General features: G+C 61.3%; 15 protein-coding genes. 9 read left to right on the top strand and 6 right to left on the bottom strand.

What is annotated here, in order from left to right:
- The first annotated feature begins 74 nt into the window (after positions 1–74).
- Entirely contained in the window at positions 75–1,835 is a 1,761-nt protein-coding gene (locus BM267_RS00670) for a type IV pilus assembly protein FimV (protein ID WP_074778487.1), read from the top strand.
- 30 nt (positions 1,836–1,865) lie between these two features.
- Here BM267_RS00670 and lon read toward each other — a convergent pair whose 3' ends face one another.
- Positions 1,866–4,265: an endopeptidase La gene (gene lon, locus BM267_RS00665; protein WP_074778489.1), complete on the bottom strand. Its 2,400-nt coding sequence runs from the start codon at positions 4,263–4,265 to the stop codon at positions 1,866–1,868.
- A gap of 136 nt (positions 4,266–4,401) precedes the next feature.
- On the opposite strand from lon, the gene putA reads away from it, so the two are divergent.
- Positions 4,402–7,563, top strand: coding sequence for a bifunctional proline dehydrogenase/L-glutamate gamma-semialdehyde dehydrogenase PutA (gene putA / locus BM267_RS00660; protein WP_074778491.1), 3,162 nt, complete (start codon positions 4,402–4,404; stop codon positions 7,561–7,563).
- Here the strand turns inward: putA and BM267_RS00655 are convergent.
- Positions 7,556–9,559, bottom strand: coding sequence for a S9 family peptidase (locus BM267_RS00655; RefSeq protein ID WP_074778493.1), 2,004 nt, complete (start codon positions 9,557–9,559; stop codon positions 7,556–7,558). The genes putA and BM267_RS00655 overlap by 8 nt on opposite strands.
- 67 nt (positions 9,560–9,626) lie before the next feature.
- Between BM267_RS00655 and BM267_RS00650 the strand changes: the two genes are divergently transcribed.
- A complete protein-coding gene (locus BM267_RS00650) occupies positions 9,627–9,992 on the top strand; it encodes a hypothetical protein (RefSeq protein WP_036990291.1) in 366 nt (121 codons plus the stop codon).
- Between the two features lie 3 nt (positions 9,993–9,995).
- Here the strand turns inward: BM267_RS00650 and BM267_RS00645 are convergent, their stop codons facing one another.
- From BM267_RS00645 to cysK, 4 genes are all read right to left on the bottom strand, one after another.
- Positions 9,996–10,574, bottom strand: a complete 579-nt coding sequence (locus BM267_RS00645; RefSeq protein WP_036989626.1) for a TetR/AcrR family transcriptional regulator — start codon at positions 10,572–10,574, stop codon at positions 9,996–9,998.
- A 200-nt stretch (positions 10,575–10,774) separates the two neighbouring features.
- Positions 10,775–10,981 carry a cold-shock protein gene (locus BM267_RS00640; protein ID WP_036989629.1) on the bottom strand — a complete coding sequence of 69 codons (207 nt, stop codon included), beginning with the start codon at positions 10,979–10,981 and terminating at the stop codon, positions 10,775–10,777.
- Between the two features lie 260 nt (positions 10,982–11,241).
- The gene (gene aceK / locus BM267_RS00635) at positions 11,242–12,981 is read right to left on the bottom strand and encodes a bifunctional isocitrate dehydrogenase kinase/phosphatase (protein WP_074778495.1); all 1,740 of its coding nucleotides are present in this window, start codon (positions 12,979–12,981) and stop codon (positions 11,242–11,244) included.
- A 119-nt stretch (positions 12,982–13,100) separates the two neighbouring features.
- A complete protein-coding gene (gene cysK / locus BM267_RS00630; protein WP_036989633.1) occupies positions 13,101–14,075 on the bottom strand; it encodes a cysteine synthase A in 975 nt (324 codons plus the stop codon).
- Positions 14,076–14,175: 100 nt separating this feature from the next.
- Here cysK and BM267_RS00625 point away from each other — a divergent pair, with 100 nt between their 5' ends.
- The 6 genes from BM267_RS00625 (at position 14,176) to BM267_RS00600 (ending at position 21,600) form a co-directional block, all read left to right on the top strand.
- Complete coding sequence (locus BM267_RS00625) at positions 14,176–15,252, top strand: DUF748 domain-containing protein (RefSeq protein WP_036989635.1); 1,077 nt, start codon at positions 14,176–14,178, stop codon at positions 15,250–15,252.
- A gap of 242 nt (positions 15,253–15,494) precedes the next feature.
- Entirely contained in the window at positions 15,495–16,340 is an 846-nt protein-coding gene (locus BM267_RS00620) for an AAA family ATPase (RefSeq protein WP_036989637.1), read from the top strand.
- A 74-nt stretch (positions 16,341–16,414) separates the two neighbouring features.
- Positions 16,415–17,593, top strand: a complete 1,179-nt coding sequence (locus BM267_RS00615; protein ID WP_074778497.1) for a vWA domain-containing protein — start codon at positions 16,415–16,417, stop codon at positions 17,591–17,593.
- Positions 17,594–18,146: 553 nt separating this feature from the next.
- Positions 18,147–18,365 (top strand): DUF1653 domain-containing protein, encoded by a 219-nt coding sequence (locus BM267_RS00610; RefSeq protein WP_074778499.1) that lies wholly within the window; start codon positions 18,147–18,149, stop codon positions 18,363–18,365.
- Between the two features lie 98 nt (positions 18,366–18,463).
- A complete protein-coding gene (gene topA / locus BM267_RS00605) occupies positions 18,464–21,082 on the top strand; it encodes a type I DNA topoisomerase (protein WP_074778501.1) in 2,619 nt (872 codons plus the stop codon).
- 11 nt (positions 21,083–21,093) lie between these two features.
- Positions 21,094–21,600 (top strand): DUF6586 family protein, encoded by a 507-nt coding sequence (locus BM267_RS00600; RefSeq protein WP_074778503.1) that lies wholly within the window; start codon positions 21,094–21,096, stop codon positions 21,598–21,600.
- The last annotated feature ends 49 nt before the right edge of the window (positions 21,601–21,649 follow it).

Genomic DNA, 21,649 nt, shown 5'->3' with positions numbered 1-21,649 from the left:
CATAATAATATCTTTCACGGCGTCGCCACGCCCGAACGGGTGGCCAGGATAAAGCAGAGCTAAGGAAGGTTGAAATGGATGCCCATCATCGATTGATCGTTGGAATGGCTTCGCTGGCCGCTCTGTATGCCGGCAGCAGCCATGCACTCGGGCTGGGTGAGGTGCGGTTGACTTCGGCGCTGAGCCAACCGCTCAATGCCGTTATCGAGTTGCATGGTGCTGAGGGTCTGGCCCCCAATGACATCGTTGTGTCCCTGGCTGATGCCGAGACCTTCTCACGGGTTGGTATCGAGCGGCCATACTTTCTCAACGATCTGCGCTTCACCCCGGTGCGGGTGAACTCGCAACTGGCGGTGCGGGTAGAGTCCAGTCGCCCGGTCAACGAGCCCTATCTCAACTTTCTCGTGCAACTGCATCGTCCCAGTGGGGTGTTGCTGCGTGAATACACCCTGTTGCTCGATCCGCCGTTGTATCGGCCGGCTCCGGTATTGGCATCCAGTGCCGATACCGAGTCTGTTGCCGAGCCGGCTGTGGTAGCCAGTACAGTTGTGGCGCCACCGGTAACGCCGGCTCTGCCCGACCTGCAGCCGCAGGCCGATGCCGGGCGCTACGAGACGGTAGTAGGAGACAGCCTGTGGGCCATTGCCCAGGCCACCCGTGCTGACGAATCGGTCGCCGTAGCTCGGCAGATGCGTGCTATCCGCGCGCTCAATCCCGAGGCGTTCGTCAATGGCGATATGGACCGGTTGCGGGTCGGCCGGGAGCTGATCCTGCCGACCGCCGCGCAGATGGGTGTGACGGGCGACGTTTCGGTGGAACCGCCGCAGCTGCGAATCGAGGAGCCGCAACTGGAGGCGGCGGTAGGGGCCGCCCTCGCCGAGAGTGAGCAGATGCAGAGCCGGCTCGCGGCCCTCGAGTCACGCTTCAATGCATTGCTTGCTGAGCTGGAGGAGCGGGATCGCCAGATCACCAGTCTGCAGGCGGAGCTGGAAGCAGCGCGTAATGCCCGCGCTGCGGCTTTGTCCGCTCTGCCGGTGGCAGGGGAGGAAGCATCCGGGAGTATGCTGCCAGCGGCGCAGACGGCAATGGAGCCGGGCGCCGTGGCGCGGCCACTGGCGGATCCGGGCGAAGCGGCAGAGCCGGTGACCAACCCTGAACAGCGCTCTGCGCTCAAGGGCTGGTGGTGGATGCCATTAGCGCTGGTGGCCGCCATTATTGCCCTGGTAATAGGTTATCGCCGCCGTGAATCAAAACCCGAGGCCGAGCCCGAGCCCGAACTCGCCGCGCCCATCGCGCCCCGACCGGTCCCGCAGCCGGTTACCATGCCGGGCAACCGCGCTGCCGACCCGCTGGAAGGAGTGGAACTGTACCTCACCTATGGCCGTCTGGTCGAAGCGCGCACCATGCTGGACAAGGCCATCAAGGCCGAGCCTTTGCGGGTCGACCTGCGGTTGAAGCAATTGGGTGTGTTGGCGGCACTGGGCGATTCCCCGGCCTTTGCCGAACAGGCGCAGGCAGTCTGCGAGCTTGGTGGTGACGTCTCTCGGATCGAGCAGCTCAAGGCGCAATTTCCGCAGATCGACACTGCCCCGCGTACGGAGCAGGTGGCGCCCATGCACGACGACGCTCTGAGCTCGGGGCAGGCTGATCTGGAGATGGACTTCGATCTGAACGCCGATTGGGAACTGATCGACGGGCTGGGGGCAAGAATGTCACGTTCGGAGGTGGCAGAACCTGGCTTCGAAAGTAACCTGACCGACTTTCCCGAGGTGGGCGAACTGGATGAGGACTTCGCCGGGCACTTCGAGCAGGTCGGGCGCAAGAACGACAACTGACCGGGGCTGGTGAGCAGCCCCGGTTATTCATCAATCAAACAAGACCTTGGCCACATCCGCATAGCGGGCGGCGAAGTGGATGGTCATGCCCTGTTGCAGGTAGTCGGGCAGCTCTTCGTAATCTCCGCGGTTGGCCTCCGGCAGAATCAGCTCGAAGATCGATTGCCGGCGGGCGGCAATGACTTTCTCACGAATACCACCGACCGGTAGCACTTGCCCGGTGAGGGTGATTTCCCCGGTCATGGCCACACCGGTCTTCGGCGGCTGATTACGCGCCAGCGAGAGCAGGGCGCTGGTCATGGTCACGCCGGCGCTGGGCCCGTCTTTGGGTGTGGCACCCTCGGGAACGTGCATGTGCACGAAGGCTTCGTCGAAGAAGGTCCGATCAGCCTGAAACCCCGCCAGATTGGCGCAGATATAGCTGTAGGCGATCTCCGCCGATTCCTTCATCACTTCACCCAGCTTGCCGGTGAGCTTGAAACCGCGGTTAAGGGTATGCACCCGGTTGGTCTCGATGGGCAATGTGGCACCGCCCATGGAAGTCCAGGCCAGACCGGTCACCACGCCGACGCCCTTGAGGGTCTTCTCGGTACGGAAGGCTGGCGTACCGAGCAGTTCCTGCAACTGGTCCGGCTTGATGCTCAACTTCTGGTCGGGGTTTTCCAGCAGTGTCATGACCGACTTGCGCACCAGCTTGGCCAGCTGTTTTTCCAGGTTGCGCACGCCGGCTTCCCGGGCATAGCCTTCGATCAACTGACGCAGGGCGCGGTCGGTGATGCGCAGCTGGCTCTTGCGCAGGCCCGCGCGTTCCAGCTGGCGCGGCCAGAGGTGGTGCTTGGCGATCGCCAGTTTCTCTTCGGCAATGTAGCCGGACAGGCGAATCACATCCATGCGGTCGAGCAACGGCCCGGGGATGCTGTCCAGGGTATTGGCGGTGCAGACGAACAGTACCTTGGACAAGTCCAGGCGCAGGTCCAGGTAATGGTCCAGAAACTGGTTGTTCTGTTCCGGGTCCAGGGTTTCCAGCAGCGCGGACGCGGGGTCACCCTGGTGACTGCTGCCGAGCTTGTCGATCTCGTCCAGCATGATCACCGGGTTCATCACCTTGACCTCTTTCAACGCCTGCACGAACTTGCCCGGCATGGCGCCGATATAGGTACGGCGGTGTCCCTTGATCTCGGCCTCATCGCGCATGCCGCCGACGCTGAAGCGGTAGAAGGGCCGGCCGAGACTCTCGGCGATGGAGTGGCCAATGCTGGTCTTGCCCACACCGGGTGGGCCAACCAGCAGGATGATCGAGCCACCCACCGAGCCCTTGAAGGTGCCCAGTGCAAGGAATTCGAGAATGCGCTGTTTCACATCCTCCAGCCCGTCATGGTCGCGGTCCAGAATGTGCCGGGCGCGCTGGATGTCGAGCCGGTCCACGTGGGTCTGGCCCCACGGCATGGCAGTGGCCCAATCCAGGTAGTTGCGGGTGACGGCATACTCGGGGGAGCCGGTCTCGAGAATCGACAGCTTGTTGAGCTCTTCCTCGATCTTGTTCTGCGCTGCTTCGGGCAGCTGCTTGCCGATCAGGCGTTCGCGGAACTGCTCGACGTCGGCGGTGCGATCATCCTTGGACAGGCCCAGTTCCTTCTGAATGACCTTCAGCTGCTCCTTGAGGAAGAACTTGCGCTGCTGCTCGCTGATGGTGCGATTGACCTCGGCGCTGATCTCGCCTTGCAGGCGGGCGACATCGATCTCCTGCTTGAGCAGCACCAGCACCTTCTGCATGCGCCGCAGCACCGGGATGGTGTCCAGCACGTCCTGCAACTCGCTGCCCTTGGCCGAGGTCAGTGCCGCGGCAAAGTCGGACAGGGGGGATGGCTGGTTCGGGTTGAAACGATGCAGGTAATTCTTCAGCTCCTCGCTGTACAACGGGTTCAGCGGCAGCAGTTCCTTGATCGAGTTGATCAGGGCCATGGCGTAGGCGCGTACCTCGTCCCGCTCATCGCTGGGGGATTCGGGATACTCCACTTCCACCAGATAGGGAGGCTTGTGGCTCAGCCACTGGGTGATGCGCACCCGGGTCAGGCCCTGGGCGATGAACTGGATCTTGCCGTCTTCCTTGACCGCCTGGTGGATCTTCACTGCGCAGCCGGTCTTGGGCAGCAGCTTGGGGTCGAGCACGCCATCGGCCGGCAGTGGCTGGTCCACCCAGAACAGCGAGAGCGCATGATGGGGGGTATTGGCCACCCGCTCGATGGTTTCTGCCCAAGGCACTTCGTTCACCACCACCGGCATCACCTGGGCGGGAAAGAAGGGGCGGTTGTTGATGGGTAACAGATATAGCTTCTGCGGCAGGCGCTGGTCCGGCAGCACCAATCCGGTTCCGGGCTGGTCGCTGCGTTGCTGCTCGATGTAGTCCGGCACGTCGTCCTGATCAGTCATGAGGCACCCTAGTCTGAAATATCGTTCTACAAAGGTGGTGTCTGCGACGGGGTATTTCAATGGTGATTGATAAACCAGGCTGCTGAGCGTCGTTTAACCGACTATGTTGTGATAATGGCAGTAACGGGAGTAGCCCATGATCACCGCAGCAGATGTGCTTGATGGAACCTTCCTCGGCGATAGCGCCGATGATTTTCTGGCGATTGTCAGCGCGCACTATGTGCAGGATGAAGCGGCCTGCCTGGAGCAACTGATGCGGCTGGCCGAGCCGGAGAGCATCGCCGCGGTGGCGGACCGGGCAAGACGCCTGATCGAGTCGGTGCGGCGGCGGGACGATGCGGTGGACAACCTGGATGCCTTGCTGCAGCAATACAGCCTGGATACCCGCGAGGGCATCATGCTGATGTGCCTTGCCGAGGCGCTGCTGCGCATACCGGATGCCGCCACCGCCGATGCGCTGATTCGCGACAGGCTCAATGCGGCGCAATGGGACCTGCACCTTGGCAAGAGCGAGCATGCGCTGGTCAATGCCGCTGCCTGGGGGCTGGTGATGACCGGTCGGGTGGTGAATCTGGAGCAGTCGGACGAGGGCACACCGGGGGCGGTGCTGCGGCGCTTGGTCCGCCGCAGCGGTGAGCCGGTGATCAGGGCCGCCATGCTCCAGGCAATGAAGCTCATGGGCCGTCAGTTCGTGCTCGGGCGCAACATTGGCGAGGCGCTGAAGAATGCCCGGGCACAGGCTGCCCGGGGGTATACCCACTCCTTCGATATGCTCGGTGAGGCGGCCCTGACCCGTGCCGACGCAGGGCGTTACCAGCAAGACTACAGTGCGGCAATCGCCGCACTGGCTGAGTCAGGACAAGATGGGAAAGGGCCTCGGCCGAGCATCTCGATCAAGTTGTCCGCGCTGCACCCGCGCTACGAGGCAGGCCGAGAAACCCAGGTACTGGACGAACTGGGTGCCAGCTTGCTGACACTGTTGCGTCAAGCTCGGGCGGGTAATGTGGACATCGCCATCGATGCGGAAGAGGCCGACCGCCTGGAGTTGTCACTCAAGGTGTTTGCCCAGTTGTATCGCCATCCGGACCTGGCTGGCTGGAGCGGTTTCGGCATGGTGGTGCAAGCCTATTCCAAGCGTGCCTTGCCGGTGCTCTGCTGGCTCACGCTGCTGGCGCGGGAACAGGGGGACCGGATACCGGTGCGGTTGGTCAAGGGCGCCTACTGGGACACCGAGATAAAACTCAGCCAGCAGGCGGGCCTGGATGGCTATCCGGTGTTCACCCGCAAGGAGGCGACCGATGTGTCCTATCTGGCCTGCGCTCGCTACCTCCTCGGACCCCATACCGCGGAATTGCTCTACCCGCAGTTCGCCACCCATAACGCCCACACCGTGACTTGCATTCTGGAAATGGCGAACGGCCGGGATCTCGAGTTTCAGCGGCTGCATGGTATGGGTGATGCGCTCTACGACACGGTTATCGACGTGCACCAATATCCCGTGCGCATCTACGCGCCGGTAGGTGCACACCGGGAGCTATTGCCTTACCTGGTCAGGCGGCTACTGGAAAACGGCGCCAATTCTTCCTTCGTGCATCGGTTGGTCGACCCCCGCGTGCCTGTGGACTCGTTGATCGAGCATCCGCTGCAGGCACTGCGCCGCTACCCGGACTTGGCCAACCCGCAGATCCCGCTGCCACGGGATATCTATGGTTCAGAGCGACGCAATTCCCGCGGCATCAATCTGGATATTCAGAGCCACTGGTTGCCATTGCAGGCCGCGCTGTCCGACTGGATGTCTCGGCAGTGGAGCGGTGCGCCGATCGTCGATGGTCACCGTCTGACCGGCCTGGGGCGGCCGGTATGCTGCCCCTGGGATCTTGAGCGCCAGGTGGGTGACGTGATCTGGGCTACCTGCCCACAGGTCGGTTCGGCCATCACCGGGCTGGCGGCAGCTTTTGCCGACTGGAATGCGCGACCGGTTTCCGAGCGTGCTGAAATCATCGAGCGGTTTGCCGATCGTCTGGAAGAGCATCTGCCCGAATTGATGGCCTTGTGTAGCCTGGAGGCGGGTAAGAGTTTGCAGGACGGTCTCGATGAGGTGCGCGAGGCGGTCGATTTCTGTCGTTATTATGCGCACCGCGCGCGACAAGATTTTGCCGTGGTGAGCCTGCCCGGTCCCACCGGTGAGAGTAACGAGCTGTATCTGCAGGGGCGGGGGGTAATGGTTTGCATCAGCCCCTGGAATTTTCCCGTGGCGATCTTCGTCGGCCAGATGGTTGCAGCATTGTTGAGCGGAAACACGGTCGCCGCCAAACCCGCGGAGCAGACCACTCTGCTGGCGGTGCGCTGTGTCGAATTGCTGCTGGAGTCCGGCTTGCCGCCACAGGTGTTGGCGCTGCTACTTGGCGATGGGGAGCAGGTCGGCAGTGTGCTGACCGCGGACCCGCGGATTGCCGGTGTAGTGTTCACCGGCTCGCTGGCCACCGCACAACTCATCAACCGTGCCCTGGCGGAGAGAGCCGGACCGATCGCCACCCTGATCGCCGAAACCGGTGGCCAGAATGCCATGCTGGTCGACTCCACCGCGTTGCCCGAGCAGGTGATCCGCGATGTGCTGCATTCGGCTTTCGCCAGCGCCGGCCAGCGTTGCTCGGCGCTGCGGGTCCTGTATCTGCAGGAGGATATTGCCGATCAGGTGATCGAACTGCTCAAGGGGGCCATGGCGGAACTGCAGGTGGGTGATCCCTCCCGGCGTGATGTCGATCTGGGGCCGGTCATCGATGACGAGGCGCGGCACAATCTGCTCAGGCATATTGACCGACTCACAGCCGAAGGGCGGCTGATCGCGCAAACGCCACTGCCGGCCGATGCCAATGGCCACTTCATTGCCCCCTCGGCCTTTCGCCTGGAGCGGCTGGATCAGCTCGACCGTGAGCACTTTGGCCCCGTCCTGCATGTGATCACCTGGCGTAGCGACGAGCTCGACGAGATCATTGCCCAGATAAACAACTCGGGCTTCGGCCTGACGCTGGGCGTCCATAGCCGCAACGAACAGACTGCCGCCTACATCGACCAGCGGGTACGTATTGGCAATGTCTATATCAACCGTAATCAGATCGGTGCGGTGGTCGGGGTACAACCCTTCGGTGGTCAGGGATTGTCAGGTACAGGTCCCAAGGCCGGTGGCCCGCATTATCTGGTGCGTATGGCGACCGAGCGCACACGCACCATCAACACGGCCGCAGTGGGAGGGGATACAGGCCTGCTGGCGCTGGGGGATGGCCCCGAGGTTATTTGATGACCGCCAGCAGAAAGCTGTACTCCTCGGCCAGCTCCTTCATCGACTGATAACGCCCGCTGGCGCCGCCGTGGCCGGCGCTCATCTGGGTTCGTAGCAACAGCGGCCGGTCATCGGTCTTGCTGTGCCGCAGTTTCGCCACCCATTTGGCTGCCTCCCAGTACTGTACGCGCATGTCGTGATACCCGGCAGTGACGAACATCGCCGGATAAGCCTGCTCGCGCACCTGTTCGTAGGGCGCGTAAGACCTGATGCGCTCGGCCACCGCGGGATCATTCGGATCGCCCCATTCCTCGTACTCGCCGATGGTCAGCGGCAGGGCAGGGTTGTTCATGGTGTTCCATACATCGACGAAGGGCACATCGGCTACCGCGGCGGCAAACAGCTCGGGGCGCTGGTTGACGACGTTGCCGATCAGCAGGCCGCCGGCGCTGCCACCGGCGATGACCAGCTTGCTGCTGTCGGTGTAGCCACTGCCGACCAAGTGCTCAGCGCAGGCGATAAAGTCATTGAAGGTATTGCTCTTGTGCTCCAGCTTGCCCTGCTGATACCAGGCTTCCCCCATGTCGGCGCCGCCGCGCACATGGGCGATGGCGAAGATCCAGCCACGGTCGAGCAGGGACAGGCGGGCATGGGAGAACCAGGGGTCCATGCTGGCACCATAGGCGCCATAGCCATACAGATAGAGCGGGGCGGCAGCGGCCAGGCTGGCCGGTCGGCCGACCAGGCTGATGGGAATCCGGGTGCCATCCGGCGCGGTGGCCCATTCGCGGCGGACTTCGTAATCATCCGCATCGAATGGCCCTTCCACCGGGGTCTGCTTGAGAACGGTCTGACTGCCGCTGGGCAGATGCAGCGCGCGCACCTGGGCTGGCCGATTCAGCGATTCGTAACGCAACCTAATATGCTCGCTGACGTACTCTTCGCCGCCCTGTACATGCAGGCTGTAGACCGCATCCGGCATGCTCACCTCATAGTGCGCGCCGTTGGCCGGGCGTACCTCCAGGCGGGTCAAGCCGCCGTCACGGTAGTGCAGCAGCAGGCCATGGCGCTGCACGCTGAAATCCTCCAGGGTGCGCTGCGGGTCCACATCCACCACCAGTTCCCAGTTACGGCGCAGCGGGTGATGCGGGTCGGTGCGGTAGAGTGCGAAGTTCTCGCCGCGGTCGTTGCTGCGGATAAGCAGGCCGTCTGGGCCATGGTCCACATGGTATTCATGACCGGTAACGCGGCGGCTGAGCAATTGCCAGTCGCCGGCGGGATGGTCAGCTGACACCACCCGCACTTCACTGGTGTTCTTGCTGTCACTGGCCAGTACCAGCCATTGCTCCGAACTGCTGCGGTAGGCATGCAGATAGAAACGCTGGTCGGCCTCGTGATATACGCGGACCGCCGGGGTCCCCAGCTGCAGACGCCAGAGCGTGGCCGGGCGGGAGGCTTCGTCCATGCTGACGGCGAACAGGGTGACGCTGTCGTTGGCCCAGACCAGGCTGCCATCGGCCTGGTCCAGTGGCAGTTCGCTGATATTGCCGCTATCCAGGTGCTTGAGATACAGGCAGTAGGTCTCGTCCCCCTGGCGGTCGAGGCTGTAGGCGAGCCAGTGGTGGTCGGGACTGATGGCAAAGTCGCCCAGCTGCAGAAAACCATCACCGGCCAGCTCGTTAAGATCCAGTAACAATTGCTCCTTGGTCGGGTCGGTCTGCAGGCTGCCGTCGGCGGGCCGGGGACTGCGGAAGTAGCGGGGGTACTCGGCACCGGCTTCGGTACGCTGGTAGTACAGCCAGGGGCCCCAGACCGCCGGCAGCGACAGATCGGTCTCGCGTATGCGCCCGCGGATTTCTTCAAACAGTTGGGCCCGTTGATCATCATGCGTGCTCAGCCATTGCTCGGTATGGCTGTTTTCGGCCTTGAGGTGGTCGATCACTTCGTCGAGGTCGCGCTGTTCCAGCCAGGCATAGGGATCAGGCGTCGCATCACGGCGAGTTGATGGCGGCATGGTTGTAGGACTCCAGGGTCAAAAAAGCTATTATAGTCGCTCGTTTATCGACAACCGGTCAGAGAGCATGTTCAACGAGTCGGAATACCAGACAGTGTGGATGATTTATCTGGGCGCTGCAGCCTGCGGCTGGCTGGTCTGGACCCAGATGACCCGCTGGATCAGCTGGTGGTACGTGCGTGAGCCGTTGTGGCTGGTGATGGCGGTGATCCTGTTCACCCCGTCGCAGGTCGAACCGCTGGAACCTGGTCTGGCGCCTGCCGCCATCGGCTGGGCACTGGATGTGCTGCTGGGGACCGGCGAGCAGGCGCCGAAACTGCTGGGCGACCTGGCGCTGGCGATGCTGCTGGCGAGCCTGGCCTATGTTGGCTTTGCCTGTCTGCGCCTGGTCTGGCGCCATTGGCGGAGCGGCCGCAGCCGCGCTGCCAGCTGATCATTATTCTTCGTTGTTCTGCTCGTACATGATGCGTGCCAGGCGCATGATCTGCTCCTGGAATTCGGTGCGCTGGGTATCGGTCATCGGGCAGATGCCAACCTGCTCGAACAGGCGATAGCCCCGTACCGAGAAGAACAATACCGCGGCCTGGGCCAATCCCAGGGGTGACTTGGCCAGAATATCGAACAGGCCCTGCACGTCATCCGAGGTGGTTTGCAGCAGGGCCGGGTTGCTGGCCGCCGCAGCAAAGATCGCCGAGTCGAGGTTCTTCTCTTCCGTGGACTCGCTCATGTTGCTTAGCAGCAGGGCCTTGAGTTCGCGCATGGGCTCGTCGGGCAGGACGCTTTCATAAGCACCCCAGCGTACGCGGAAGCGCTCCAGGCGATGTTCGATCATCGCTGTCAGCAAGGCTTCGCGGTCGGGAAACAGGGTGCTGAGGGTGGCTTCGTCGACACCGGTGCGTTCGCTCAAGGTGGCGAAGGTGAGCTGGGATGCGCCCAGTTCACTGACGATGGCTTCCGCGGCGCGGAACAGGCTCAGGTGAAGAGAGTCGGTCGATTTCTGATTGGTGCTGTCCACTGCGAGAACCCCTTTGTCTGGACGTCTGGAAGGAGGCTGGCAACAGAATGGATGGTAAGTCTGTCGTCCTCGGATCATTGCGCATAGGGTACGATGTCGGGGCGGTACAGGCGAGTGATTTTTGCCCTGGGACGCCAGAGCTTAAACGCCAGGCAATAAAAAACCCGGCCGAGGCCGGGTTTTTCTATTCAGATTCGGAATTAACCGATGATCTGAATGTTCGCAGCTTGCTTGCCCTTAGGACCAGTAGTGATGTCGAAAGACACCTTCTGGTTCTCGGCCAAGGATTTGAAGCCTTGAACCTTGATCTCGGAGAAGTGGGCGAACAGGTCGTCACCGCCGCCATCAGGAGTAATGAAGCCGAAGCCTTTAGTGTCGTTGAACCACTTAACTGTACCAGTTGCCATTTCAGATAATTCCTATCAAATTGAAATACTTGAGCAAAGCTCAATTAAAGCGTGGGAATCAAAGATTGCGAGAATGACAAACTTACGTACTAAAAGTGCGCTTGCAGCCTACTACTCTATCTCTTGAAAACCTACGCGCTCACTTTGCCCGGGAATCTGAACCAAGTCAAGACAATTACTTGGCAGGCTCTCCGGTACAAACGAACGAAATTCAGTATACGTCAGTTTGCGGAAATAGCACGTCTTTCGTCGGATAATTTTCACAGGGCCTTGCAACCCTCTGCGGCCCGGTCCTGCAGGCGATGATAGGGGTACACGTCGATCACCTTGCCGTCCAGAATCTGCTGTTGTAGCCCCTTCCAGAAGTCCGCATCGAAAAGGTCGCCATGCAACTGACTGAACAGCCGACGCTGCTGTATGTCGGCGAACAGGAACACGGGAAACTCCTCGGGAAATACATCGTTGGGGCCGACCGAATACCAAGGCTCCGACGACATTTCCTGCTCGGGATAGAGCGGTTCGGGTATATGCCGGAAGTTGACCTCGGTCAGATAGCTGATCTCGTCATAGTCATAGAACACCACGCGACCATGGCGGGTGACGCCGAAGTTCTTCAGCAGCATGTCGCCGGGGAAGATGTTGGCGGCGGCCAGTTCCTTGATGGCCTGCCCGTAGTCCAGCAGCGCCTCGCGGATCTGGGATTCACTGGCGCTTTCCAGATAGATGTTGAGCGGAGTCATGCGCCGCTCGGTCCAGCACTGGCGGACCAGCACGGTATCGCCCTGAATGACCACCGTGGAGGGGGCGACTTCCAGCAGCTCCTGCAGGCACTCGGGCTCGAAACTGTCCCGGGCGAAGCGGAAATCGGCAAAATCCTGGGTGTCAGCCATGCGGCCGACGCGGTCGTGGCGCTTTACCAGCCGATATTTCTCGATGACCGTGGCGCGGCTGATGTTCTTCGAGGGGGCGAAGCGATCCTTGATGATCTTGAACACGGTATTGAAACCGGGCAGGGTGAACACCGTCATGACCATGCCCCGCACCCCCGGCGCCATGATGAATCGATCATCGGGAGTGCGCGCCATGTAATCGATCAGCGTCCGGTAGAACTCGGACTTGCCCTGCTTGTAGAAGCCCAGGGCGGTATAGAGTTCGGCGACCTGTTTGCCCGGCAGCAGGCGCTTGAGAAAGCCGATCATTTCCACCGGTACCGCAGCGTCCACCATGAAGTAGGAGCGGGTGAAGGAGAAAATGATGGATACCTCGGACTCGTCGGTGATCACGGTGTCGACACTGACGCCTTCCTTCTCCCGGTGGATCAGGGGAAGTACAAAAGGCCATTTCTCGCCCTGGCTCAATACGCGCCCGACCAGATAGGCACCCTTGTTGCGGTAGAACACCGGCTGGATCAGCTCGACGGTCAGGCCATGGTCCAGCTGGGCCCAATCCGGCAGTCCCTGACGCAGGCAGCGCACAATCAACTGGCAATCGCGCTCGAAGTCCGCCCACGGCACGTCGAAGGCGTACTGATCCAGGATCTGCCGGGCCAGGCTGGTCAGGCAGCCACCGGAGATGAATCCCCGAGTCAGCGGTACACGAGACGGTTTGCGCACCGTCGGTCGGGTGCTGTGGACGAACATGGTGCGGTCGCTGATCTGATCATGGCGATGCATCTTGAAGAACACCGAGTTGAACCAGGTTTCCGCCAGGTCATCGTCGAAGCGGTCTTCGATCAGTTCTATATAGGCTTGCTTGATCGCCGGCCAGCAATCGGCGTCGAGAATATCGTGGCAGGCCGGGTCGGCGGAAAGCTGATCCCGGGTCTCGAAGATGCGCTCATCGTATAGGTTGATGCGCGCGGTGGAGGTTTCCTGGATTTCAGGCCATTGGGCCTGCTCGAAGCGGGCGCGGGCGCCCAGGGTCAGTTCGCGGAACGTCGCTCGATAAGCATCGAAGGCATCCAGCAGGCGTTGGGCGATATGCACGGCGGTATCTGACATGGGCAACCCTGGTAGTGAATCCGGAGGTGCCCAGAATAGCCAGTCAGCGAGTCCGGCGGAAGAGCCGCGGCTGATCGGATACCGGCGAGGTCACGCCGGCTCCGGATCAGCCCGACGGCTCAGGGCAGCATTTCCTGGTCGGTGAACAGGTCGGCGAACAGCATGGTGGACAGGTAACGCTCGCCGGAATCAGGCAGTACCACGACGATGGTGCGCCCCTGCATATCCGGCTCTTCGGCGATGCGCACCGCGGCGGCCATGGCGGCGCCGGAGGAGATACCGCAGAGAATGCCTTCCTCGCGCATGATACGCAGGGCCATGTCCTTGGCTTCTTCGTCGGTGGTCAGCTCTACCCGGTCGACCAGACTCAGATCCAGGTTGCCGGGGATGAAACCGGCGCCAATACCCTGGATCTTGTGCGGTGACGGCTTGATTTCTTCACCGGCCCGGGCCTGGGTAATCACTGGTGAGCTGACCGGCTCCACGGCGACGACAGTAATGGCCTTGCCGCAGGTCTGCTTGATATGGCGCGACACGCCGGTCAGCGTCCCGCCGGTGCCGACCCCCGAGACCAGTACATCGATACCGCCGTCGGTATCGCGCCAGATCTCCGGGCCGGTGGTCTTTTCATGGATGGCGGGGTTGGCCGGGTTCTCGAACTGCTGCAGGAGAATGTGGGTGTCGGGAGCGGCCTGGGTTATTTCAGTGGCTTTCTCGATAGCGCCCTTCATGCCCTTGGCCGGCTCCGTGAGTACCAGTTCGGCGCCCAGCGCCTTGAGTACCTTGCGGCGCTCCAGGCTCATGGAAGAGGGCATGGTCAGAATCAGTTTGTAACCGCGGGCGGCGGCTACGAAGGCCAGGCCGATGCCGGTATTGCCGGAGGTGGGCTCGACGATGGTCATGCCTTCTTTCAGAATCCCCCGGGACTCGGCGTCCCAGATCATGCTGGCGCCGATACGGCACTTGACCGAATGCGAAGGATTGCGCCCTTCAACCTTGGCCAGGATGGTGACGCCGTGGGGGGCCAGGCGGTTGATCCGGACCAACGGCGTGTTGCCGATGGACTGGGAGTAATCTGTGAAAACGTGGCTCATGGTTGTTCTCCTTGTGGATGCGCGGCCGGACCAGCCTATGCCTGGCGTTCATGGGCGTCAATCGGTTGAACTACCGATAACGGCACAAGTCAATCCTGTTATGAACAAGACCCTGCGTATTTCCATGATAACGGTGGCGGTGCTGGCGCTGCTGTTGATCATACTGCACCTGATGCTGCCCTGGTTGGTACGCGAGTTCCTGAATGACAAGCTTGCCGAGATGGGCGACTACCGTGGCCATATAGAAGATGTGGACATGACCTGGTGGAATGGCGCCTACCGGATCAACGAGCTGGTGATCACCAAGACCGAGGGCGAGAATCAGGTGCCCTTCGTCAAGCTGCCGGTTATGGATATCAAGGTCCGCATGCGCGCCCTGTGGAAAGAGGGCGTGCTGATCGGTGTGGTCGACCTGTATGAACCGGAACTCAATTTTGTCGATGGCGAATCCGAGGCCCAGAAGCAGACCGGTGAAGGGGTCGATTGGCGTGCGCAACTGGAAGACATGGTGCCGGTGCGCCTGAACGAGGTGAACGTACACAGCGGCACGGTGTTCTTCCGTAATTTTTCCAGCGACCCGCCGGTCAACATCAACGCCAGTGATATCCAGATGACGGTGCGCAATCTGACCAACGCGCCCGATGCCCAGGGGCAACGCAGTGCCAGTATGAACGGCACCGCCAATTTCCTCGGTCACGCGCCGGTCGAGGCCACGGCGCACTTCGACCCGCTGGGGCGGGTGGACAATCTCGATCTGCAGTTTCGCATGCTGGGCCTGGACCTGACCCGCATCAATGACTTCGCCGGCGCCTACGGCAAGTTCGATTTCCGCGGGGGCGAGGGCGATCTGACCATGGAGCTGGATGTCGAGGACCGGCAATTGACCGGCTACATCAAGCCTTTGATGCGCGATGTCGACGTATTCGACATGGATCAGGATATCCGCAACGAGGACAAGGGATTCTTCCGGGGTCTATGGGAGGCGATCGTCCATGGCGGGCAGGAAGTGCTGCAGAATCAGCGCCAGGACCAGTTCGCCACCCGTATCGAGCTGAGCGGCAGTCTGGATAACGCGGAAATGAGCGCCTTCCAGGCCTTTATTCAGATCCTGCGCAATGCCTTCGTTGAAGCCTTCACACCCCGCTTCGAGCGGGCGCTGGAGGAAGATCAGGAGTAAAAGCCTGCGGTGAGGCGGTCATTTCGAGTGGGGGCGGCCCTGGCCGCGAAGCTCTTCTGCCAGGCCTCTTCGCGGGCGAGCCCGCTCCCACAATGCCAGTTCGCCGTCGTGCAGGTCCGCCCGCCATTCACTGAGTGAATTCCGCCTGTGCGTTTACACCCATTCGGGGTGCGGGCTATAGTCGAGGGCTGAGAAAATAACGTGAATGCCCGCTGTCAGCGGCCCGTCCCAAGGAATTCCCCATGAAGTTCGAAGGTACCCAGTCCTACGTCGCCACCGACGACCTCAAGCTCGCCGTCAACGCCGCCATTACCCTCGAGCGCCCGCTGCTGATCAAGGGCGAGCCGGGCACCGGCAAAACCATGTTGGCCGAGCAGTTGGCCGAGTCCATGGGCGCCAAGCTCATCACCTGGCACATCAAATCCACTACCAAGGCGCACCAGGGGCTCTACGAGTACGATGCGGTCAGCCGCCTGCGCGACTCCCAGCTCGGCGTGGACAAGGTGCATGACGTACGTAACTACATCAAGAAGGGCAAGCTGTGGGAAGCCTTCGAATCCGAAGAGCGGGCCATCCTGCTGATCGACGAAATCGACAAGGCCGATATCGAGTTCCCCAACGACCTGTTGCAGGAACTCGACAAGATGGAATTCTACGTTTACGAGACCAACGAGACGATCAAGGCCAAACAGCGCCCGATCATCATCATCACCTCGAACAACGAGAAAGAACTGCCCGACGCCTTCCTGCGCCGCTGCTTCTTCCACTACATTGCCTTCCCTGACCGCGAGACCATGCAGCGCATCGTTGATGTGCACTATCCGAACATCAAGAAGGACCTGCTCAGTGAAGCGATGGACATCTTCTTTGACGTGCGCAAGGTGCCGGGCCTGAAGAAAAAGCCTTCCACGTCCGAGCTGGTCGACTGGCTGAAGCTGCTGATGGCCGACGACATCCCCGAAGCCGTGCTGCGTGATCGCGACCCGACCAAGGCCATCCCGCCGCTGTATGGCGCGCTGGTGAAGAACGAGCAGGACGTGCAGCTGCTGGAGCGCCTGGCCTTCATGACGCGCCGGCAAAACCGCTAAGCGCTTCACCCTCTCTCCAGCCCTCTCCCTGCAAGGGGGAGGGGCTATCCGAGTTCTCCCGAGAGGCTGCAATCATGCTACTCAATTTGTTCAATGAGATGCGTGCAGCGAAGGTGCCGGTGTCGGTACGCGAGCTGCTGGATCTGATCAACGCGCTGAAGAACCATGTCGTGTTCGCCGATATGGACGAATTCTACTATCTGGCGCGCACGGTGATGGTCAAGGACGAGCGTCACTTCGACAAGTTCGACCGCGCCTTCGGCGCCTATTTCAATGGTCTGCAGGACCTCAACGAGCTGCTGGAAGCGCTGATTCCGGAGGACTGGCTGCGCAAGGAATTCGAGCGCCTGCTCACCGACGAAGAACGCGAGCAGATCAAATCCCTGGGCGGGCTGGACAAGCTGATCGAGGAGTTCAAGAAACGCCTCGAAGAGCAGAAGGAACGCCATGCCGGCGGCAACAAGTGGATCGGCACTGGTGGTACCAGTCCTTTTGGCTCCGGCGGCTACAACCCGATGGGTATCCGTGTCGGCGACGCGGGCAAGCGCCAGGGGCGTGCGGCCAAGGTCTGGGAGCAGCGCGAATACAAGAACCTGGATGATCAGGTGGAGCTGGGCACCCGCAACATCAAGATCGCCCTGCGCCGTCTGCGCAAGTTCGCCCGCACCGGAGCCGCAGACGAGCTGGATATCGACGGCACCATCGACCACACCGCCCGTGACGGCGGCCTGCTGAATATCCAGATGCGCCCGGAACGGCGCAACGCAGTCAAGTTGCTGCTGCTGTTCGATATCGGCGGCTCGATGGATTCGCATATCAAGGTCTGCGAAGAACTGTTCTCCGCCTGCCGGACCGAATTCAAGCATCTGGAATATTTCTACTTCCACAACTGCCTCTACGAGTCGGTATGGAAGGACAACATGCGTCGGACCAACGAGCGCATCCCCACCATGGACCTGCTGCACAAGTATGGGCCGGACTATAAGGTGGTGATCGTCGGTGACGCGGCCATGGCACCCTACGAGATCACCCAGCCCGGTGGCAGCGTGGAGCACTGGAACGAGGAGGCCGGCCACGTCTGGATTACCCGCCTGCGCGAGAAATATCCCAAGATGATCTGGATCAACCCTTATCCCAAGGATGCCTGGGGCTATACCACCTCGACCCGCATCATCCAGGACCTGGTGGAGGATCACATGTATCCCCTGACGCTGGAGGGGCTTGAGGAAGGGATGCGGTATCTGAGCAAATAAGTGTCGGCCTCTTGGGCTCGGGGCATTGTGGTTGTGGTTGTGGTTGTAGGTGTCTGGTGCAAGGACTGCGCTTGGGTACTGCCCTTGGCGGACACGCCGCAAGTACCCGCAAGCGGGGCCTGCCCGTCAATCACAGATTGCCGGGCGTTCGGCTGCACGCGAAGCAGTGCTTCGCAGACGTTTGCCTCACCCCTGTAGGCTCGCGGTTGCCATCCCTGGCAACCGACGGTCCGCCAAGGGCAGTACCCAAGCTCCGCCGACTAGCTCATCGCATATCCCGGCGAAAACACTATGGGGTCTGCGTAGCACAGCTCCTTCTGCATAAATAGCTTCCCCGCTTGGTACCGATGCAGGTTTTCCGTGCAGCAACTTCAGAACGTGCAGGCAGCGTTTGTCGGTCGGGTCAGGCAGACCGTCGGTTGCCAGGGATGGCAACCGCGAGCCTACAGGGATGTATTCACGGCGTGTCTGCGTGGCCCGACCGGCAAATGCTGCCTCTGCGCCAAACTTTCCGCAATGCGCTAAAGCGCAATCAGGTTATAGGAGCCATCACGTGCAATTGAAGCCAGGCCGCTACCGCCACTATAAAGGTAAGGACTACCAGGTGATCGGCATCGCGCGACATTCCGAAACAGAAGAGCCGTTAGTGGTCTACCGTACCTTATATGGCAAATTCGACCTGTGGGTGCGGCCGCTGGACATGTTCACCGAACAGGTGGTTGTGGAAGGCAAAACATATCCACGCTTTACCTTTGTCAGCGAAGACGTGTAGGCTCTGGCCCTCCAGACCGCCTGCGCCCCTTGCAGGCAACGTTGACGCCTCGCTCCCCCGCGCAGGCCGATTTGATTGATTGAGGAATACTGTTACCCATGGGAAAAGCACTGGTCATTGTGGAGTCACCGGCCAAGGCCAAGACGATCAACAAATACCTTGGCAATGACTTCGTGGTGAAGTCGAGTATCGGACACATCCGCGACCTGCCCACCAGCGGCAGCAGCAAGACCGAAAGCAAACCCAAGGGTGGACGCAAGGCCGCCTCCGCACCGGAAGTCGACAAGGCAACCAAAGCGCGGATGCAGCTGGTCAACCGGATGGGCGTCGACCCTGAAAATGACTGGAAAGCGCATTACGAGATCCTGCCCGGCAAGGAAAAGGTCATCGACGAACTGCGCCGCCTGGCCAAGGAAGCCGACACCATCTATCTCGCAACGGATTTGGACCGCGAAGGGGAAGCCATTGCCTGGCACCTGCGCGAATCCATCGGTGGTGATGAAAGCCGCTACCGTCGGGTAGTGTTCAACGAGATCACCAAGAAGGCCATTCAGGAAGCCTTCTCCGAGCCGGGTGAGCTGGACATGAACCGGGTCAACGCCCAGCAGGCACGGCGCTTCCTTGATCGGGTGGTGGGTTATATGGTCTCGCCGCTGCTGTGGCAGAAGATCGCCCGCGGCCTGTCCGCCGGCCGGGTACAGTCGGTCGCGGTCAAGCTGATCGTCGATCGCGAGCGGGAAATCCGCGCCTTCATCCCGGAAGAATTCTGGGAAGTGCATGCCAATCTGAACACCCCGAAAAGCGAATCCGTTCGCTTCGAAGTGGTCAAGGAAAATGGCGAAGCCTTCCGTCCGCTGAACAAGCAGCAGACCGACCAGGCACTGGAGCAGCTGCAGAGCGCCGACTACAAGGTGGTCAAGCGTGACGCTCGCCCGACCAGCACCAAGCCCGGCGCACCCTTCATTACTTCCACCCTGCAACAGGCTGCCAGCACGCGCCTGGGCTTCAGTGTGAAGAAAACCATGATGATGGCCCAGCGGTTGTATGAAGCGGGCTACATCACCTATATGCGGACCGACTCGACCTTCCTGTCGGCTGACGCCGTGAGCATGGCGCGCGGCTATATAGAGAAGAACTTCGGCGCCCAGTATCTGCCCGAAACGCCGAACGTCTATGGCAGCAAGGCCAACGCCCAGGAGGCGCACGAAGCCATCCGCCCCTCGGACGTGAAGCTCAAGTCGACCGAGCTCAAGAGCATGGAGCGGGATGCCGAGCGGTTGTATGAGCTGATCTGGCGCCAGTTCGTCGCCTGCCAGATGCCGCCGGCCAAGTACCTGTCCACCACCATTACGGTGCAGGCGGGCGATTTCGAGCTGCGCGCGCGCGGTCGTATCCTGCAGTTCGACGGTTTCACCAAGGTCCTGCCGCCGCTGGGCAAAGGCGGGGAAGACGAAGTGCTGCCTGACATGCAGGTGGACAACCAGCTTGAGCTGATCAAGCTCGATCCGAAGCAGCATTTCACCAAGCCACCGGCGCGTTATTCCGAAGCCAGTCTGGTCAAGGAGCTGGAGAAGCGTGGTATCGGCCGCCCGTCGACCTATGCCTCGATTATCTCCACCATCCAGGAGCGCGGCTACGTCACCCTGAACAACCGGCGTTTCTACGCCGAAAAGATGGGTGACATCGTCATTGAGCGGCTCAATGAAAGCTTCCCGAACCTGATGGACTACAGCTTCACCGCCCGCATGGAGGAATCCCTCGATGACGTGGCCCAGGGTGAAGTGATATGGAAGCAGGTGTTGGACAAGTTCTACGCCGATTTCAGCCTCAAGCTCAAGGCCGCCAGCGCGGCGGATGGGGAGCAGGGCATGCGGGCGAATCTGCCGACGCCAACCGATATTCCCTGTGTGGAGTGCGGCCGGCCGATGATGATCCGTACCGCCTCTACTGGCGTTTTCCTGGGCTGCTCGGGCTATGCTCTGCCACCCAAGGAGCGCTGCAAGGCGACCGTCAATCTGGTGCCCGGTAACGAAGTGGCAGCCGATGACGAGGAAGGCGAATCACGCATACTGCGCGCCAAGCGCCGCTGCCCGATCTGTGCCACCGCCATGGACAGCTACCTGGTGGATGAGCGTCGCAAGCTGCATGTGTGCGGCAATAACCCCGACTGCAGCGGCTTCGAGGTGGAAGAGGGGCAGTTCAAGATCAAGGGCTATGATGGTCCGGTGATCGAATGCGACAAGTGCGGCAGCGAGATGCAGCTCAAGACCGGCCGTTTCGGCAAGTACTTCGGTTGCACCAACAGCGCCTGCAAGAACACCCGCAAACTGCTGAAAAGCGGTGAGGCGGCGCCGCCGAAGATGGACCCGGTACTGATGCCGGAGCTGCGCTGCGACAAGGTCGATGACGTCTATGTGTTGCGCGACGGTGCCTCGGGTCTGTTCCTGGCTGCCAGCCAATTCCCGAAGAACCGTGAAACCCGCGCTCCGCTGGTCAAGGAGTTGCTGCCGCACCGCGACGCGATCGACCCGAAGTACCACTTCCTGCTTGATGCGCCGGTGGCTGATCCCGATGGCAACCCCACGGTGATCCGCTATAGCCGCAAGAGCAAGGAGCAGTACGTGCAAAGTGAAATCGAGGGCAAGCCCAGTGGCTGGCGCGCGTTTCACGATGGCAAGGGCTGGGTGGTGGACGATGGGCGCAAGCCCAAGCGCTGAGCGGAGGCTGTATGGCGAATGAGATCTATACCCGCACCAACCAGGCACTCTCATTTGCCCGTCTGGCTCTGACATCCTGGGAGGCGGCGGCAGGCGCCACTGATCTGGGCGCCATGACCCAGGCGCGTTACCACCGTGAGCACGTCCTGTTCCATGGTTACCGCGCGGTGTTGGCGCTGATTCATGAAATTGCCGAGCGTTATCGCTGGCCGTTGCTGGACGCTCGCGATGTCGAGCAGGTATTGCGCGGCGATCTGTCCGAACGTTTTCCCGGGCCGGAACTGGGCGAGCTGACGCAGCTGGCGATGGATGATGGCAACTGGCTGGCTGGGCTGTTGCGGGCCTGGGGGCAACTGTTCGCAGCCGAGGCCGCCCCATCCCGAACTGCTGCCGCCGGCGAGCTGATTGCCACCACGGCTGCTCCGGTGGCGGAATGGGGTATCGACGAGGCGCAGGCAGCGCTCGCTGCGCTGGCCGCGCAGATCGAGCGTTATCGCGAGGGAATGCAGGAGTGGTGAGCGGTGGTCGGCTCAGGGTGGCTGTGATACCCTGCGCGGCTTGACTGAC

Origin of the sequence: Halopseudomonas bauzanensis, from assembly GCF_900114735.1 — a bacterium.
In the GTDB taxonomy this organism is placed as follows: domain Bacteria; phylum Pseudomonadota; class Gammaproteobacteria; order Pseudomonadales; family Pseudomonadaceae; genus Halopseudomonas; species Halopseudomonas bauzanensis.
The sequence above is the reverse complement of the archived record's forward strand: the minus strand, read 5'-3'. Positions and strand labels throughout refer to the sequence as shown.